Here is an 18,762-nt window from a genome sequence, read left to right on the forward strand (position 1 = left end):
CACCATTATTACTTAACATATGAATACAGCAGTAGAGATAGCAGTAGCGTGGGTATATGTGTGCACCACAAGCGACATTCCGCAAAATGGCGGCGGCTGCGTGAAGGTGGGTGACGAGCAGATCGCTTTGTTCAACTTCAGCCGCCGCGGTGCCTGGTACGCTACCCAAAACCTGTGCCCGCACAAGCAGCAAATGGTGCTCTCCAGGGGGATGATCGGGAGTGCCGGTGATGCCTGCGAGCCCAAAGTGGCCTGCCCTTTCCATAAAAAGACCTTCTCTTTACTCTCCGGCGAGTGCCTCAGCGGAGACGAGTACCAGCTGAAAACGTACCCCGTGAAGGTGGAAGGCGATAAGGTGTATGTAGGCATGGAATCCTGATCCTGCGACCTCACCCTCACGCACCATCCCATGCACGACCTTACCCATAGCAGCACAAAACTGCACGAGGCCCACGCAAGAGGCATACTTTTTTGCGGAGCGCCCACACAGCAGTCGCTGCAGGCGCAAGCTTGCACGGTGGCCGGAATGTTTGGGATGGCGCGGGCGGCGGGTTTCTTAGGGGCGAAGGCTAGCCCGCAGCTGCTTCCCAGCACCCATACCCCTGCCCTTGACGGACTGGAGCTCACTTTTGAGTGGCTGGATGCCGCGCAACACGCGAGCATGTTTCCGGAGACAGTGCTGCAACGGTCCGGGATTGTGGTGACGGGCCAGGCCAAGTCGATTGGGCGGGCAGGTATAGACATGCAAATCCTGACCGCGGTAACAGTGGCTATACTGGAGCTTTACAACAGCCTTCGGGTGCAGGATGCCCAGCTGGAAATCGGGCAGGTGCGCCTGCTGGACTTACCGGCGCAACGACACCGCAAAGGCAAGTATTTTGCCACGCCGCCCATCTGTGCCGTCCTTTCCTGCTCCGACGAGAAAGCTGCAGGCAGGCGCCCGGACACCAGCGGCCTGCTGGCCAGGCAACTGCTGGAGGAGGCGGGAGCCCATGTGGCGCATTATACCCTCCTGCCAGATGACAGGCGGCAGCTACAACAACAAATCAAGGCCTGGGTGCACGAAGGGGTCGGTTTTATTTTCACCACAGGCGGCACGGGCCTGGGGCCGCAGCATACCGCAGTGGCGGCCGTGGAGGAACTGCTGGATAAACGGGCCGATGGCATTGTAGCCGCCATGCGGAGCCACGGCCAGGAGCGCAGCCCCCTGGCCATGATGAGCCAGGGCGTGGCCGGCGTGATCGGCAGCACTCTGGTAGTCACCTTGCCTGGTAGTTCAAATGGTGTCCGGGAGTCGTTGGAGGCCATTTTGCCGGCAGTGTTCCAGGCCCGGAATATGGTCCGGAAGCGCGCCAAACCATACCTGCTTAGCAAGCTGTAAGCCCTGCCTGAGAAAAGTCGCGGCACAGTGTTTTATACCTTAAATTCTTTCAAAATGACAGGAAGCTTTACCCGCAATGCATTTTTTGGCTTGTGTCTGTTGCTCTTGAGCGCGCAGGCTTCGTTGGCCCAATTCACGTTATCGGCAGAGGTGCGCCCCCGGGCAGAGCTTCGCGACGGCTTTAAGTCGGTGCAGCCGGAGAGCGAGTCGCCTGCCTTTTTCATCGAGCAGCGCTCGCGGCTGAACGCCAGCTACAAAGCCGACAAACTGCGGCTGCGCCTCTCGGTGCAGGATATTCGGGTATGGGGCAACACCCCCCAGATTTACAAGGCAGACCCCAGCCTGCTGAACATGTACGAGGCCTACGGCGAGTACCAGTTCACGCCGCGGCTGGCCCTGCGCGTGGGGCGCCAGGAACTGGACTACGACAATGCCCGCTTCTTGGGCAACCTCGACTGGGCGCAGCAGGGCCGCAGCCACGATGCCGCCCGCCTGATGTATGCCGACAGCACCGGCTTTGCCGTGCATGTGGGGGCGGGGTTCAACCAGCAAGTGGCCTTTGAGCCCGCCAAGCTTTCCGGCACCTTCTACGGCACCAACGACAACTACAAAGCCATGCAGTACCTCTGGCTCCATAAGGAGTGGGGCACGGCCACCAGACTCTCTGCCTTGCTCTTCAACGACGGGCGGCAGCGCAGCGCTGATTCGACGGTGTTCTTCCGGCAAACCTACGGGTTAGTGGGTGAGCACAAAATAGGGCAAGTGCTGCTGGGTGGCGAGCTCTACTACCAGGGCGGCAAAGACCCGGCTGGCAGAACCGTGAACGCTTACCTGGCGGCTGTGTCTGCAACCTATGCTACAGCATTGGCGCCTATCACGTTGGGTATAGACTACTTGTCCGGCTCTGATGCCAACGACACCCGCAACAAAGCCTTTATACCCCTGTATGGCACCAACCACGCTTTTTACGGGCTCATGGATTACTTCTATGTTGGCAACCGGCACGGCCAGGCAGGGCAAACCGCTGGCCTGGCGGATGTATACCTCAAAACCAGCGTGAAGCTCGGTGGCAAAAGTAGCCTGATGGGGCAGTTCCACCACTTCGAGTCCGCAGCAACCGTGGTCGATCCCGCCGAGTCGGGTACTACGCTATCCTCACGGCTCGGGGAAGAGATAGACCTGGTGTACAACTACAACATCAGCCCCGATTTTAACCTGAAGGCCGGGTACTCGCAACTTTACGCCACCCCTTCGATGGAAGCACTGAAAGGCCGGCAGGGGCAAACCCTGAACCAGTGGGCCTGGCTGATGCTGACCTTTAAACCTACGCTTTTCAAGGAGTAACCCTCCCGCCACATCACCCTGTTAGCATCGCTTATTTCTAACTTTTTATCCTGAATAGTATGAACAACGCATCCAAAGGAAAAGCAACCTCCATTAACCTGTTTAGTCTGAAGACGATACCCATGCGTACGTTCCACCTCTCGTGGCTCGCTTTTTTCCTGTGCTTCTTCGGTTGGTTCGGCATTGCGCCGCTCATGGCGGTGGTGCGCGAGGAACTGAACCTCAGCAAAGACCAGATCGGGAACATCATCATCTCGTCGGTGGCCATCACGGTGGTGGCGCGCCTGGCCATCGGCTGGCTCTGCGACAAGATCGGCCCGCGCGTCGCCTACACTGGCCTGCTGCTGTTGGGCTCGCTGCCCGTGATATTTATCGGGCTTAGCAACAGCTACGAGTCGTTTCTGCTGTTCAGGTTAGCGATTGGCGTGATCGGGGCCTCCTTCGTGATCACGCAGTACCATACCACCGTGATGTTTGCGCCCAACGTGGTGGGCACGGCCAACGCTACGACCGCTGGCTGGGGCAACCTGGGCGGCGGCGTGACGCAGATGGTGATGCCGCTGCTGTTCGCGGCCTTTGTGGGGGCAGGCTTTGTGCAGGCAGAGGCCTGGCGCTATGCCATGGTGGTGCCGGGGCTGGCCATGATCGTCTGCGGCATCGCCTATTATCGGTATACCAAGGACTCACCTGCCGGGAATATCTCGGAGCTGGATGATATCGCCATGGCCAAGAAGAAGAAAGACACCGTGCCCTTCTGGAAGGCCGCGGCCGATTACCGGGTGTGGGCCCTGTTCGTGCTCTACGGGGCCTGCTTCGGCATCGAGCTGACGATCAATAACATCGCTGCCATCTACTACCACGACTACTTCTCACTGGACCTGGCCACCGCCGGGCTTATTGCCGGTTTGTTTGGGCTGATGAACATTTTTGCCCGCACCCTCGGTGGCTTCTTCGGCGACAAGGCCGGGATACGCTGGGGCCTCTCGGGCAGGGTATGGTTCCTGGGGGCGGTTATCCTGGTGGAGGGGCTGGCCCTGCTGCTGTTCTCGCAGATGACGGTGTTGCCGCTCTCCATCATGGCCATGATCGTTTTTAGTCTTTTCGTGCAGATGTCGGAGGGGGCCACCTTCTCGGTGGTGCCGTTCATCAACAAAAAAGCAATGGGTGCTGTGTCGGGTATTGTGGGCGCTGGCGGAAACGCGGGTGCCGTGGCGGCGGGCTTCCTGTTCAAGGTAGATTCGCTGTCGTACCCGGAGGCCCTCTTCATCATCGGGCTGGTGGTAGCAGGCACCTCGGTGCTGGCGCTGCTCGTGCGTTTCTCCCCGGAGATGGAAGAGGAGGCGCAGGCCGAAATGGAGCTGCTGCTGGCAGAGAGAGAAGGCATGCGCGTAGCCGAGCCTGTGCTGCAGGCAGAGCAGGTATAGCTTCAGCAGCAAACCCTGTGGAGGGACCTCACCTGCAGTAGAGCATATTAGGGCCAGTATCGCACCTGAAACAAACAAACATCAATGCCAGTGGAAACGCAACAAAAGGATTCGTTCAAAAGCACATGCTGCTACTGTGGGGTAGGCTGCGGCGTGGTGGTGCACCGCGAGAAGCATGGCACAGTGCGCGTGGAGGGAGACAGTGAGCATCCGGTGAACAAGGGGATGCTGTGCAGCAAGGGTATGAACCTGCAGTACACCGTGAACGACACCAGCGACCGGCTGCTGTACCCCGAGATGCGCTACAGCAAATCCATGCCCCGGCAGCGTGTTTCCTGGGATGCCGCGCTGGAACGTACCGCGGCTGTTTTCAAGACTTTCATCCAGAAGTACGGGCCTGACTCGGTAGCCTTTTACGCTTCGGGACAGTGCCTGACGGAGGAGTATTACGTCCTCAACAAGCTGATCAAAGGCTTTATCGGCAGCAACAACATCGACACCAACTCGCGGCTGTGCATGAGCAGCGCCGTGGCAGGGTATAAAATGGCGCTCGGCGAGGACAGCGTGCCCATTTGCTACGACGACATTGAGCTGGCCGACTGCTTTTATGTGACCGGCGCCAACCCCGCCTGGTGCCACCCCATCCTGTGGCGCAGGGTGGAGGCGCATAAGGCCCAAAACCCGGAGGTGAAGATTGTCGTGGTGGACCCGCGGGCAACGGACACCTGCGCCATCGCGGACCTGCACCTGCAGCTCAACCCCGGCACTGACGTGACGCTGAACCATGCCATCGGCCGCTTGCTGATCGAGCGCGGCGACATCGACCTGGCGTTTATACAGCAGCACGCGGAGGGGTATGAGCGGTACAAGGAGCTGGTGTTTGAGAGAACCCTGTCGGAGGCGGCCCGTATTTGCGGCCTCCCGGAAGACGACATCAAGCTGGCCGCAACATACATCGGCCAGGCCAAAGGCTTTATCTCAATGTGGACGATGGGGCTGAACCAGAGCGCTAACGGGGTGAACAAGAACCTGAGCCTGCTGAACCTCAACCTGATCACGGGACATATCGGAAAGCCCGGCTCCGGCCCCTTTTCCCTGACAGGCCAGCCCAATGCCATGGGTGGCTGGGAGGTGGGCGACCTGAGTAACCTGCTGGCCGCCCACCGCAACCTCAACGACCCGGCCCACCGGGCGGAGGTGCAGCGGTTCTGGGGCGGGACGGTTATCTCGGAGAAGCCGGGGCTCACGGCCACCGAGATGTTTGAAGCCCTGAACGACGGCAGCCTGAAAGCCATCTGGATTCTGTGCACTAACCCGCTTACCAGCCTGCCCAATGTGCGAATGGCCGAGGAAGGGCTGAAAAAGGCCAAGTTTGTGGTGGTGCAGGAGATCAGCAGCAAGCCCGAGACGCTGGCGTATGCCGACGTGGTGCTGCCCGCCGCCGCCTGGGCGGAGAAAGAGGGCACCATGACCAACTCTGAGCGCCGCGTAACCTACCTGCCGAAGGTGGTGGACGCGCCGGGGGAGGCCCTCCCGGATGCGGAGATCATCTGCCGCTTTGCCCGAAAAATGGGTTACCGCGGCTTCGACTACGCCAATTTCGCCGAGATCTACCACGAACATACCCAACTCACCGCCGGCACCAACATCGACGTGACCGGGCTTAACTACGAGGTTCTGCAGGCCAACCGCAGCCTGCAGTGGCCCTGCAGAACCGGTGATACGGGTAATGGCACGGCACGGCTTTTCACGGACAAGGTGTTTTATACCCCTTCCAAGAAAGCGGTGATACATGCCCCTTCGGACAAAATAGGAAGCGAGCTGCCAGACGAGGACTACCCGCTGATCCTGACCACGGGCCGCATCCGCGACCAGTGGCATACCATGAGCAAGACCGGCAAAGTAAGTAAGCTGAAGAAGCACATTTCACAGGCTTACCTGGAGGTGCACCCAACTGATGCCGAACGGCTGGAGGTGGCTGAGGGCGATGTGGTGGAGGTGAGGTCGCGGCGCGGCGAGGTGCGGGTAAAGGCAAAGCTCTCCGCCGGCATCAAGCCCGGCGTCGTGTTTTTGCCCATGCACTGGGGCAAGATACTGGGCAGCGACCTGCACCGGGCCAACAACCTGACCAGCGACGCGCTGGACCCCGTTTCGAAAGAGCCGGACTTCAAGTTTTGCGCCGTGCAGGTGCAAAAGTACCGGAAGCCTTTTCAGCGCATCGTGGTGATTGGGGCAGGAGCCGGGGCCTACGGCTTCGTGAAATCATACCGCGAGCTGAACCAGCAGGACCAGATCACGATTTTCAGCAAGGAGAATTTCCCGTTTTACAACCGCGTGATGCTGCCCGACTACATCAGTGGGCAGCAAAGCTGGGAGCAGCTCGTGAAGATGAAGGACTCTGAGGAGCCTGCCTACAACATCGAGCTGCTGCGGGGCGTGAGCGTGGAGCAGGTAAATCGCGAAAACAAGTTTGTGGTCGACTCGAGGGGCATCAGAACGGAGTATGATATCCTGCTGATGGCCACGGGCAGCCGGGCGGCGGTGCCGAAGCACATGCCGTCGCTCCCCGGTATTTTTACGATGCGCGACCGCATGGATGCCGACAGCTTCAAGAGCCATCTACCGGAGAACGGCCATGTGGTGATTGTGGGGGGAGGCCTGCTCGGGCTGGAGATGGCCGCCTCCTTGCGCGAGATCGGTATAAAGATCACGATCATCCAGCGGGTGTCGCGCTTCCTGAACCGCCAGCTCGACCCACTCGGGAGCCAGCTGCTGCATGAGGAAATGGTGGACCAGGGCTGCGATATTTACTACAACGATGAGGTACAGCTTTACTACGGCCGCTCCAAGCTGACGGGCGTGGGCCTGAAAAGCGGCCACCGCATCGATTGTGACGCCATGATCATCGCCATTGGCACGGTGCCCAACCTGGAGCTGGCCCGCGCCTGCGGCCTCGACTGCAAGCGCGGCGTGCTGGTCAACGAAAAGCTCCAAACCAACGATCCCAGCATTTATGCCATCGGTGAGATCGCTGAGTTTGAGGGGGTGCTCTATGGCATCACGGCGGCGGCAGAACAGCAGGCCGAGGTGCTGGCCCAGCACCTGAACGGTAACATTGCAAGCTACTACGAGGGCAGCACGTTCATGAACATCATCAAAATACACGGCTTTGACCTGTGCAGCATCGGCCTGGCCGAGAGCCCCGATGAGGAGCAGTACGAGGAGGTGGTGTTCATCGACAAGGCCAAGCGCTACTACAAGAAATGCATCATTCACCAGGACCGGCTGGTGGGTACCATCCTGATCGGTGACAAGACAGAGTTCCAAGAGTACCGGGAGCTGATCTCGAATAAAACGGAGCTGAGCGAGAAGCGCCTGCAGCTCCTGCGCAGCGGCCAGCAGGCCGAACCGGTGCTGGGCAAGCTCGTGTGCAGCTGCAACAACGTCGGCAGCGACAACATCCGGCAAAAAGTAACGGAGGGTTGCCACGACCTGAAAGAGCTATGCGCCAAAACGGGCGCTGGCACCGGCTGCGGCTCCTGCAGGCCCGAGGTGAAACAATTGCTGGAGGAGGCCTTGCAGCAGGAGGCACAGCCGGTTTTGGCCTAACACATAAGGTATGGACACGATGTTGAAAAAGAGCTTAGTAAAGATTAACCTGCCTGGTGGCATGGTATCGGCCGGCGACCTATACGGCATTTTGGACGCGGCAGAAAAGGCCGGGGTAGAGCACGTGCGCTTCGGAAACAGGCAGCAGATTATGTTTTATGTGCTGGCAGAGAAGCTGGGGGCCCTGCAACAGGACCTGCTGGCTGCCTCCATTATCTATGAGCTGGATGCCGACATGCACCCGAACATTATCAGCTCTTACGCCATGGAAGATATTTTTTACCACGCCGACTGGCTGCGTGAGGGGGTATACAAGGATATCCTGGACCTGTTTGACTACCGGCCGCAACTGAAGATCAGCCTGGTGGACAACAACCAGACGTTCTTTCCCTTCTTCACCGGAAACCTTAACTTCATCGCCTCCGACACCAGCAACTACTGGTACCTGTACATACGCTTCCCGAAAACCAACATCCTGTATGCCTGGCCTTCACTGGTTTACTCAGAGGACATTCCAAGGCTCAGCAGCACCATAGAAAGTATAGTGTTTTCCAGGAGGGAACAGTTTTACGACCAGCCGGCCATTGACGGGAACGTGCTGCATGGCCTGGTGAGCATGACGGGCAACTTTGTGGTGCAGCCGGTTACCAAGTCCCTGAAGCTCCCGGATTTTAAACTGCCTTATTACGAGGGTTTTAACCGGTATGGCAGCAAGCTTTGGCTGGGCATCTACCGCCGCGACGAGCTCTTCCCGGTACCCTTCCTGAAGGATGTCTGCAAGGTTTGCCTGAAGACCCGGGTAGGGCAGCTTTACACGACCTCCTGGAAATCCATCATCGTGAAGGGTATTGAGCTGGCGGACCGCGACCTGTGGGATGTGGTTTTATGCAAGCACCGCATTAACGTGCGCCACGCCTCCAACGAGCTGAACTGGCAGGTGGAGGATTTGTGCGAATACGGCCTTGACCTGAAAAACTACCTGGTGCGGCAGTTCAACGACGAGGACGTGCGCACCTACCGCCTGTGCTTTGCCATCAAAACGCAGCCGAAGACAGGGCTGTTCGGCTCCATCATTATCCGGACGCAGCACAGGAACCCGCAATTGGCCAACCGCGACGCTGAAAGCTTCGAGATTCTCCATACCCGCGAGTTCAACCCCAACTCCAAAGATTTTGTGGTGTTCAGAAGCGGGTTGAGCCGGACAGAACTCAGCCCCGCTCTGATAGAGCTCTGCAACTACTACTATGAACTGCAAAGCGAGCCGGAACTGATGGCCAACGTAGCGTACCTGGAGGAGGAGGCAACTGCTAGCGCGGTAGCTGCTGTGCTGCCGGTTTACCAATGCAGGCACTGCTTTACGGTGTACGATGAGCGGTATGGGGAAGAGGCAAGCGGCATTATGGCTGGCACCCCCTTCACGAGCTTGCAACACTACCAATGCCCTACCTGCGAGGCGACGAAAGAGGCCTTTGTACAGGTGGAGCTACTCACCCCGCAGCCCCTTTGAAGATAAAGGCTGTGCCTGTGCGGCGCGGGTTGCCTATTCGAAAATAATGGTCTTGTTGCGGTGCACAAACACCCGCTCGTTGAGCACCAGCCGCAGCGATTTTGCCAATACGTTTTTCTCCACATCGCGGCCCGCCTGCGCCATTTCGCGCGCGCTGTGGGTATGGTCCACAGGTATCACGTTCTGGGCGATGATAGGCCCCTGGTCGAGGTCGTTGTTGACGAAGTGCGCTGTAGCCCCGATGATTTTCACGCCGCGCTCATAGGCCTGAGCGTAGGGGTTGGCACCGACAAAGGCGGGCAAAAACGAGTGGTGGATGTTAATAATGCGATTCGAGAAATGCGCGACAAAGTCACCGGACAGGATGCGCATGTACTTGGCCAGCACCACAAAATCTGGGGTATACTGCTGCACCATTTCCAATACTGCAGCTTCGTGCGCCTCCCGACTCATACCCTCATGGCTGATGTGGTGGAAGGGGATATCGAACTTCTGCGTCAGGTTTTCAAGCACAGCATAGTTACTGATCACGCAGAGCACGTTCGCATTCAATTCGTTAAAAGCATGCCGAATCAGGAGGTCGCTGAGGCAATGGTGCTCTTTGGTGGCCAGCAGCACAATGTTCTTCTTGCGGCTGTCTGTCAGGCTGATTTCCACGTTGTCGGGCAGCACTTCATACAAGTCGCGCAGCAGTTCCTCCCGGTCAAACTCCCCCGAAAACTCCGTGCGCATAAAAAAGTGGTTGTAATTGCGCTCCACAAACTCCCCGTTGCTGATGATGTTCAGGTTGTACTTGTTATACAGGATGCTGGTGGCCTTAAAGACAAGCCCGCTCTCATCAGGGCAGTTGATCAGGAGTATGTTTGATTGCATGGTCGTTTATTCAATTGGCTAATAAAAAGAACTTACCGCAGCGCCTCGTATAACACTTCGATTGGGTGGAGGGCCTTTCGGCCAGTGCCATCTTTGATCTGGTGGCGGCAACTCGTGCCGGGGGCGGCAATGATCACCTCTTCGGGTTGCTGTCGCACCGTCGGGAACAGCACCAACTCGCCTACCTGCATCGACACGTCATAATGCTCGGCCTCATACCCGAACGAGCCGGCCATACCACAGCAGCCCGACGGAATGACCTCCACTTTGTAGTTGGGTGGCAGCGTGAGCATCTGCTGGGTATAGAGCACCGACGAAAGCGCCTTCTGGTGACAGTGCCCGTGCAGTTTGATCAACCTGGCTTCGTCTTTAAACAGCCCTTTGTCGATGTTGCCGTTCAGGATCTCGCGGGCGATAAACTCATCGAACTGCAGGCAGTGAATCGACAGGCTCTTCGCGTCCTCTTCCTGGTCGGCGTCCACGAGGTCAATGTACTCATCCCGGAAAGAGAGAATGCAGGACGGCTCAATCCCCACCAAAGGTGTGTCGCTCGTGATGATGTCTTTGAGCAGGGCCACGTTCTGCTGCGCCAGCTTTTTGGCCTCGCGCAACAGGCCCTTTGACATGTAGGTGCGGCCGCTTTCCTCGTGCTTCGGAATCTCCACCTCATACCCTAGCTTCTCTAGCAGCAGCACGGTGGTTTTGCCGATGTGCGTGTCGTTATAGTTTGTGAACTCGTCGCAGAACAGGTATACTTTCTTTTTAGCCTGCGGCTGCTGTTCGTTGCCGTAGCTTGCCTGCCGCTTGTGCTTTTTGAACCAGCTTTGCAGCGTGGTTTCCTGCAGCAGCGGAATGGTGCGCTTCGGAGCAAAGCCCATCATTTTCTTGGCGACGGCGGCGGTGGCATCCGTCCGGAACAGGAAATTGTATACCCCAGGCGCCATAGCAGCCAGCTTATTCGCCTTGGTAAAATTGCCAATCATACGCGTCCGGAAAGGCACGCCGTTGGCATCGTAATAGTGTTGCAGGAACTCCGCTTTCAGTTTGGCCACGTCCACGTTAGAGGGGCACTCCGATTTACAGCCTTTGCAGGAAAGGCACAGGTCCATCGTCTCTTTTATCTCCTCGTGGTCGAAGCGGTTGGTTTTGGGTGAGCGCGTCAGGAACTCGCGGAGTATGTTGGCGCGGCCGCGGGTGGTGTCGCGCTCGTTGCGGGTCACCATGTAGCTGGGGCACATGGTGCCGCCAGTGAGGTGCGTTTTGCGGCAGTCGCCGGAGCCGTTGCAAAGCTCCGCTGCCCGCAGCACGCCACCCGCCTGCCCGAAGCGAAACACGGTGTCAAACTCCGGCGTTTCCTGCCCGGGTTCATACCGAAGGAAGGTGTTCATGGAGGGCGTGTTCACGATCTTGCCGGGGTTGAAGATGTTGCCCGGGTCCCATACCCGCTTCACTTCCTCCAGCAGTTTATAGTTCTCTTCCCCGATCATGAAGGGTATGAACTCGCCTCGTAGGCGGCCGTCACCGTGCTCGCCGCTGAGGGAGCCACGGTACTTTTTCACGAGGTGCGCAATCTCAGTGGCAATGTCGCGGAAAAGCTTGTTGCCTTCCTCAGTTTTTAAATCGATGATGGGGCGCAGGTGCAACTCGCCGCTGCCAGCGTGGGCATAGTGCACGCAAAACAGGTTATACTGCTCCAGCGTGAGGTTAAACTCGCGGATAAACTCCGGCAGGTCGGCCACATCCACAGCCGTGTCCTCAATCACGGCCACCGGCTTGGCATCGCCGGGTATGTTGGAGAGCAGCCCGAGGCCCGCTTTGCGCAGCGTCCATACCTTCTTGGTGTCGGGGCCTGTCACGAGCGGGTAATGGTAGCCCAGTTTATTCTTCCCTAGGTCGCGCACCAATGCCTCGGCGCGTTCCTGTACTTTTTCCAGGGTATCATCACCCAACTCCACTACCAAAATAGCACCCGGGTCGCCTTTCACAAAAAAGCGGTTCTGGCTTTGCTCGATGTTGGTTTTGGTGCACTCCAGGATGTAATGGTCCATCAACTCACTGGCGCTCGGCTTGTGGTGCAGGGCCACTAGGTTAGCGCGCAACGACTCGTCGATGCTGTTGCAATGTATGCACACTAGGCCCGTCTCTTTGGGAGGCAGCGGGTCGACGTGCAGTTTGATCTCGGTCAGGAACGCCAAGGTGCCCTCCGATCCTGCGATCAGCTTGCAGAAGTTAAAGGCTTCTTTCCCTTCCGTGAACGGCTCCGACTCCAGCAGCAGGTCGATGGCGTAGCCGGTGTTGCGGCGCTGGATGCTGGGCTTCGGAAACTCCCTCCGGATGTTTTCCTGCGTCTGGGTATGCGACAGCATGGCCTTAGTAGCCTGGTAAATGCGTGTCTCCAACTCGCCGGATGTGTTCTCGCCGCGGCACTTGGCCTCAAACTCCTCTAGCGTCAGCACGCCAAACTCTGCCTCCGTGCCATCGCTCAGGATAGCTTTCACGGAGAGGGTATGCTCGCGGGCGCTGCCGTAAACTACTGAGTTAGAGCCGCAGGAGTTGTTGCCTACCATCCCCCCAATCATGGCGCGGTTCGCCGTGGAGGTTTCAGGACCGAAATACAGCCCGTAAGGTTTCAGCGCCATGTTCAGCTCGTCGCGGATCACGCCGGGCTGCACCAGCACCCAGTTTTCGGAGGGGTTCACTTCCAGAATCTCCGTAAAGGTGCGCGACACATCCACCACAATGCCGTTGCCTACCACCTGGCCTGCCAGCGAGGTGCCTGCCGTGCGCGGAATGAGCGAGGTGCCTTCTTGCCGGGCAAAGGCGATCAGCTTTTTGATGTCGGCAATCGTTTTGGGAAAAGCGACGGCTTCGGGCATTTCGCGGTAAGCCGAAGCATCCGTGGCGTACAGGGTACGCATGGTGCTATCGAAATAAAACTCACCTTCCAGTTGAGAGGAAAGCTGTTTCAGTTTTTCTGGGTTCATATAAAGAGGCGCAAGCTCCGCATGCATAGGGCACGGCAAGCTGATCGTATCATAGTGAAATTAGTTACTTTGCTAAAATTGTTGCCAACCATTCTGAATATGGCAAACAAAGTATTTGCCTTGTTGAACTTTTAGCAAAGTTTCTTTCCCCCGAAGGTAAGCAGCAGGAGGTTAAAGTCAAAGAAGATTTGAGTGGACATGCTGCATCAGGGCACTGCAAATTTTGACTGCCCTACAGCTTAAATGTACTATACCCGGCATGGTTAGTGGCGTTTAGCCAGCAGAAATCAGGCAAATTTACTGCAGCCATGTGCCTCTGGCGGCTTTGGTTGCAATATAGCAGGAGCCCTGGGATCAGTAGTTGACCTGAGCGACCACCTCTATGTCGCGGGGCTGGCTCAGTTTCATCTCATGGTCTACGACAAACTTCTCGCCCTGCGTTTCAGTGATCATGATATCATCCAGCAGAAAGCGGCGGTGTTTGTGTTCGCCACCTCCCACGGTGCCCCATACCCAGGCCTGCTCGTCAGAGTCTTTGCCGTAGACGTAGGGTGCCAGTGTTACCTGCTCCTCACGGCCCTTGCCGTCGTTGAAGAGAAGGTTAAGGGTTGTTTGACTTTCGATGGCCTGAATAATAGTGGCAATCTTTCGGTTCCCCTCCAGGTAATACATGCCCTTTTGGGTCATTTTGGCAGCGATAGGCTGTATCTCTTCCTGGTTTTTTGGGGTCTCAAAGGCGGTTTTCTCTTTCAACTCAATAAAACCCTCGAGGTGGAGGTTCTGGATATAGGTTTCAGTAATCTCGGACGGGTTCTGCTTCATCAGCGGCGTCAGGGCATGAAACTTGTTGTCACCGTAGTACTGGTGCAGGTAGGATAAAACTGGATTTATCATGGCGCTTTAGCGTTTAGGTTTTCGGTAAAGCCGTCCTGCTGTTGCTCCCTCATCACACAACGGGCTGCAACTTATATCACCTGACACACCCAGCGTAAATGCCTGATGGATGGTTGACATGTATATATAGTGCCTGGCGGCTACACTCCCTTGTATGCTATAAATCCTAAAAAAGTTTTAAAATAAAAGAAGGCTTTGCACATCCCTGTACAAAGCCTTTTAAACGTCGGAGTGGCGGGATTCGAACCCACGACCTCCAGCACCCCATGCTGGCGCGATACCAGGCTACGCTACACCCCGAAACTGGTGGCAAAATAAACGCTGCACCTAAAATATGCAAGCTGTTGTGGGTGAGGACGTGCAAATTATTTCTGCAGCCACCCATACCCTGCCTGCCAGGCACAGCAGTTAGACCCCTTGGGCATGACAGTGCAGGACAGTAATTCGCTTTCTCCTTTATACTTTTATACTTGCCAGCCCGCCCGCCGCAACACATAGCGCTCTGGAGCGACACTGCGTGCCCTCCGATAGTTGGGGTTTTACAGGATATACCACGATAAAAAAAAATTGGGAGAGCCTCTGAGAAGCGTCTTCGGTTGCTGGCAGGTATGAAAGCTGAGGAATTTCTTTTATACCTAAAGAAAAGGTAGTGCCTAAGTTCATCCAAATAAATCGAAATTATAATCATTGAAGCATATGTTAGCATCGACGACAAAAACGGAATTCAAGCATGTCAGCTACCTCTGGGACGAGGCGGAGGCGGCCAAGCTAGCCGGAGACGAGGTGGGGCTGCTGATCTACCGATCGAACCTGCTGGGGGCCGACCTGCGCCTGACCAACTACGGCGGGGGCAACACCTCCTGCAAGGCCATGGCCAAAGACCCGCTCACGGGCCAGGAGACGGAGGTGATGTGGGTGAAGGGATCGGGCGGAGACCTGGGCACGCTCAAGCGCAGCGGCCTGGCCGCTTTGTATGTCGATAGGCTGCGGAGCCTGAAGCACGTGTACCGGGGCATCGAGCACGAGGACGAGATGGTGGCGCTTTTCAACCACAGCATCTTCGACCTGAGCTCCAAGGCCCCCTCCATCGACACGCCGCTGCACGGCTTTTTGCCTTTCAAGCACATCGACCACCTGCACCCGGACGCGGCCATTGCCATCGCCGCTGCCAAAGACGGTAAGAAAATAACAGCGGAGCTTTTTGAGGGCACCATCGGGTGGGTGGACTGGCAGCGACCAGGCTTCGACCTGGGGCTGCAGTTGCGCCAATGCCTGGACGAGAATCCGGGCATCCGAGGCATCATGCTGGGCTCCCACGGCCTTTTCACCTGGGGCGACACGGCTTACGAAAGTTATGTGAACACCTTGGAGGTGATTGAGCGCTGCGCCGCCTACCTCGAGCAGCACTACGGCCGGAAAGGCCCGGTGTTCGGCGGGGCGAAGATCCAGAGCCTGGGGGAGGCGGACCGCAAAAAGCAGGCCGCTGCCCTGGCACCGGTGCTGCGCGGCTTCTGCTCCAGCGAGCGCCACATGGTGGGCCACTTCACCGACGATGCGCGCGTGCTGGAGTTCATCAACTCCAACGACCTGGAGCGGCTCGCGCCGATGGGCACCAGCTGCCCCGACCACTTCCTGCGCACCAAGATCAGCCCGCTGGTGCTGGATTTGAAACCGGACGAGGACCTCACGGATGTGCAGGTACTGAAGGAGCGGCTGGCCCCTGCCTTTGCGGCATACCGCCAGATGTACGCGGACTACTACGAAAAACACAAGCACCCCAACAGCCCGGCGGTGCGCGACAAAAACCCGGTCATCATTCTATACCCTGGCGTGGGCATGTTCTCCTTCTCAAAAGACAAGCAGACGACACGCGTGGCGTCGGAGTTTTACCTCAACGCCATCAACGTGATGAAGGGGGCCGAGGCCATCTCGGAGTATACCTCGCTGCCGCGCCAGGAGGCCTTTGATATTGAGTACTGGCTGCTGGAGGAAGCAAAACTGCAGCGCATGCCCAAGCCCAAGTCACTGTCTGGCAAAATTGCCCTGATCACAGGCAGTGCCGGCGGCATCGGCAAGGCCATCGCCAAGCGGTTTGTGGAGGAAGGCGCCGTCGTGGTGCTCAACGACATGAACGAGGAGCGCCTGCAGGGCGCCGGGGAGGAGTTCAAGGCCCAGTTTGGGAAAGACAGCTATGCCACAGCGATGCTGGACGTGACCAAGGCCAATCAGATAAAAGAGGCTTTTGATGTGGCGGCACTCGCTTTCGGGGGGGTAGATATCATCGTCAACAACGCCGGGCTGTCTATCTCCAAGTCCATCGAGGACCACTCAGAAAAGGATTGGGACCTGCTCTACGACGTGCTCGTGAAGGGGCAGTTCCTGGTGACGCAGGCGGCAACGGAGGTAATGCGCAAGCAGGCCATCGGTGGCGACGTGCTCAACATCGTGAGTAAGAACGCGCTGGTGTCCGGCCCCAACAACGCGGGCTACGGCTCGGCCAAGGCCGCGCAGCTGCACCTGAGCCGCCTGAACGCCGCCGAGCTCGGCGGAGACGGGATTCGGGTGAACGTGGTGAACCCCGACGCCGTGATCAGCGACAGCAACATCTGGGCCGGTGGCTGGGCCGAAGGCCGCGCCAAGGCCTACGGGGTGAAAGTGGAGGAGCTGCCGGCTTTCTATGCCAAGCGCACGCTGCTAAACGAGATCATTTTACCCGATGACATTGCCAACGCCTGTTTCGCCTTTGTGGGCGGACTGCTGAGCAAGTCCACCGGCAACGTGCTGAACGTGGACGGTGGCGTGGCCATGGCCTTTGTGCGGTAATTGTAGGCAGTGAACCTTGCCAAGAGGTACATTGTGTAAGGAAAATCCCCCTTGGGGGTAGCAGGGCCGTTAAGTTCTACCTGATTCTGGCGCGAATCTCCAGATTCGTGTCTTAAAGTGAATGTTGAGTCTCCGACTCAACTGGCCCAGAGGGCCAGAAAATAGTAGGACACGAGCGAGGACGCTCGCGCCATGGCTTAATATAATGTAGAACTTAACGGCCCTACCTACCCTTGGGGGTAGGGGCCCTCGACAAAGCAGGGCTGTTTCATTCTCTATCTTGATGGCGCCCTAGAGGCTTTTGGGGTGTCTAAAAATGATGTCGGGTTGGTAACTCGACTGTGCTAGAGGCCCAACTATATCCTACACGCGCAAGATGCGAGCGAAGGCAAGCTTAGAATGAAACGACCCTACCCTTTAAAGGAAGACGAAAGTAAAGCTGTGTTCAGATAAAGTCACCAAACTATACCGCAAGTTTAGCGGCATCGTAACTTGTGGCAGGGTATGAGGCAAGTTTATAACTTGTCTGCGTGTGCCGCCACCTTTACCGCTTCGCTCAAACTGGCGGTATGGAAAGCGGGCGAATAAATGTAACCGGTTATCGGGAACTCTTTCCTGCGGCCACTTTCATCAAACAGATTATAGTCATGCAAATAGAACAGTATAAGATAGACGAGTTCAACCAGCGGCATGCCTCGGAGCATGGACGCAGGTTCGACTTTGTTTCCGCTTCCTTCCGCAATGTGGAGGGGATCCTGCAAAAGCTAGTGGATTTCCAGATCGGCATTCCGAGCTGGGCACTGGGCACGGGCGGTACCCGCTTCGGGCGCTTTGCGGGTATAGGCGAGCCACGGAGCCTGGAGGAGAAGATCGAGGACGTGGGCCTGCTCCATGCCCTGAACCGGTCAAGCGGGGCCATCTCGCTGCACATCCCCTGGGACATCCCCAGTGACTACAGCGCCATCAATGCCCTGGCAGCGCAGCACGGGCTGAAGTTCGATGCCGTGAACTCCAACACCTTCCAGGACCAGCCCGGCCAAAGCCTGAGCTACAAATACGGCTCGATGCAGCACGTGGACAAAGCCGTGCGGCGTCAGGCCGTGGAGCACAACATCGAGGTAATCCGGCACGGCGTGGCGTTGGGGTCTGACGCGCTGACGGTATGGCTTTCAGACGGTTCCAGCTTTCCGGGGCAGCTCAACTTCCGCCAGGCCTTCGAGAACACGCTGGAGAGCCTGCAGGAGGTATACGCCGCCCTGCCCGACGACTGGAAAGTGTTTGTGGAGTACAAGGCCTTTGAGCCTAACTTTTACTCCATGACGGTGGGCGACTGGGGGCAGTCGCTGCTGTTTGCCAACAAACTCGGCCCCAAAGCCTATACCCTGGTGGACCTGGGCCACCACTTGCCCAACGCCAACATCGAGCAAATTGTCTCGCTGCTGCTGATGGAGGGCAAACTGGGCGGCTTCCACTTCAACGACTCCAAATACGGCGACGACGACCTGACCACGGGCAGCATCAAGCCCTACCAATTGTTCCTGATCTTCAACAGCCTGATAGACGGGATGGATGCCCGGGGTATGGAGCATGCCAGCAGCCTGGCCTGGATGATCGACGCCTCGCACAATGTGAAAGACCCGCTCGAGGATTTGCTGCAGTCGGTGGAGGCCATCCTGATCGCCTATGCCCAGGCCTTGCTGGTGGACCAACAGGCGCTTCAGGAGGCACAGCAGGAGAACGACGTGGCGCGCTGCCAGGAAATACTGCAGGAAGCCTACCGCACCGATGTGCGCCCAATCGTGGCCGAGGCGCGGCTGCGTTCCGGCGCCGCTTTGCGCCCGCTGCAGCTGTTCCGGGAGCTGAAAGTGCGGGAGCAACTGGTAAGCGAACGCGGATTGAAAACTGTCTCAACCGGCCTATAAG

Annotated in this window: 12 protein-coding genes and 1 tRNA gene; 8 read left to right on the forward strand and 5 right to left on the reverse strand. The window is 57.6% G+C overall.

The annotated features are described in order from the left end of the window. The first annotated feature begins 19 nt into the window (after nt 1-19). The 6 genes from nirD (at nt 20) to ACXYMU_RS05465 (ending at nt 9,265) form a co-directional block, all read left to right on the forward strand. On the forward strand, nt 20-379 hold the full coding sequence (gene nirD / locus ACXYMU_RS05440) for a nitrite reductase small subunit NirD (RefSeq protein WP_458985349.1): 360 nt from the start codon (nt 20-22) through the stop codon (nt 377-379). 30 nt (nt 380-409) lie between these two features. Further along, nucleotides 410-1,381: a molybdenum cofactor synthesis domain-containing protein gene (locus ACXYMU_RS05445; protein ID WP_458985350.1), complete on the forward strand. Its 972-nt coding sequence runs from the start codon at nt 410-412 to the stop codon at nt 1,379-1,381. Nucleotides 1,382-1,435: 54 nt separating this feature from the next. Then, nucleotides 1,436-2,725: an alginate export family protein gene (locus ACXYMU_RS05450; protein WP_458985351.1), complete on the forward strand. Its 1,290-nt coding sequence runs from the start codon at nt 1,436-1,438 to the stop codon at nt 2,723-2,725. A 59-nt stretch (nt 2,726-2,784) separates the two neighbouring features. After that, nucleotides 2,785-4,149, forward strand: coding sequence for an MFS transporter (locus tag ACXYMU_RS05455; RefSeq protein ID WP_458985352.1), 1,365 nt, complete (start codon nt 2,785-2,787; stop codon nt 4,147-4,149). Nucleotides 4,150-4,239: 90 nt separating this feature from the next. Continuing rightward, complete coding sequence (locus ACXYMU_RS05460) at nt 4,240-7,758, forward strand: molybdopterin-dependent oxidoreductase (protein WP_458985353.1); 3,519 nt, start codon at nt 4,240-4,242, stop codon at nt 7,756-7,758. Nucleotides 7,759-7,768: 10 nt separating this feature from the next. After that, nucleotides 7,769-9,265 carry a rubredoxin gene (locus ACXYMU_RS05465; protein WP_458985354.1) on the forward strand — a complete coding sequence of 499 codons (1,497 nt, stop codon included), beginning with the start codon at nt 7,769-7,771 and terminating at the stop codon, nt 9,263-9,265. A 33-nt stretch (nt 9,266-9,298) separates the two neighbouring features. On the opposite strand, the gene purU is transcribed toward ACXYMU_RS05465, so the two are convergent. The 4 genes from purU to ACXYMU_RS05485 form a co-directional block, all read right to left on the reverse strand. Then, nucleotides 9,299-10,138: a formyltetrahydrofolate deformylase gene (gene purU, locus ACXYMU_RS05470; RefSeq protein WP_458985355.1), complete on the reverse strand. Its 840-nt coding sequence runs from the start codon at nt 10,136-10,138 to the stop codon at nt 9,299-9,301. A gap of 32 nt (nt 10,139-10,170) precedes the next feature. After that, complete coding sequence (locus ACXYMU_RS05475) at nt 10,171-13,122, reverse strand: FAD-binding and (Fe-S)-binding domain-containing protein (protein WP_458985356.1); 2,952 nt, start codon at nt 13,120-13,122, stop codon at nt 10,171-10,173. Between the two features lie 354 nt (nt 13,123-13,476). Then, nucleotides 13,477-14,016, reverse strand: coding sequence for a hypothetical protein (locus ACXYMU_RS05480; protein ID WP_458985357.1), 540 nt, complete (start codon nt 14,014-14,016; stop codon nt 13,477-13,479). A gap of 226 nt (nt 14,017-14,242) precedes the next feature. Beyond that, a tRNA-Pro gene (locus ACXYMU_RS05485) sits at nt 14,243-14,316 on the reverse strand. 396 nt (nt 14,317-14,712) lie between these two features. Here ACXYMU_RS05485 and ACXYMU_RS05490 point away from each other — a divergent pair. After that, nucleotides 14,713-16,839 carry a bifunctional aldolase/short-chain dehydrogenase gene (locus ACXYMU_RS05490; protein ID WP_458985358.1) on the forward strand — a complete coding sequence of 709 codons (2,127 nt, stop codon included), beginning with the start codon at nt 14,713-14,715 and terminating at the stop codon, nt 16,837-16,839. Nucleotides 16,840-17,354: 515 nt separating this feature from the next. Here the strand turns inward: ACXYMU_RS05490 and ACXYMU_RS05495 are convergent. Then, complete coding sequence (locus tag ACXYMU_RS05495; protein ID WP_458985359.1) at nt 17,355-17,492, reverse strand: hypothetical protein; 138 nt, start codon at nt 17,490-17,492, stop codon at nt 17,355-17,357. Between ACXYMU_RS05495 and ACXYMU_RS05500 the strand changes: the two genes are divergently transcribed. Then, nucleotides 17,487-18,761 carry a sugar isomerase gene (locus ACXYMU_RS05500; RefSeq protein ID WP_458985360.1) on the forward strand — a complete coding sequence of 425 codons (1,275 nt, stop codon included), beginning with the start codon at nt 17,487-17,489 and terminating at the stop codon, nt 18,759-18,761. The genes ACXYMU_RS05495 and ACXYMU_RS05500 overlap by 6 nt on opposite strands. Nucleotide 18,762 lies beyond the last annotated feature (1 nt).

This window comes from Pontibacter sp. CAU 1760, assembly GCF_054482735.1.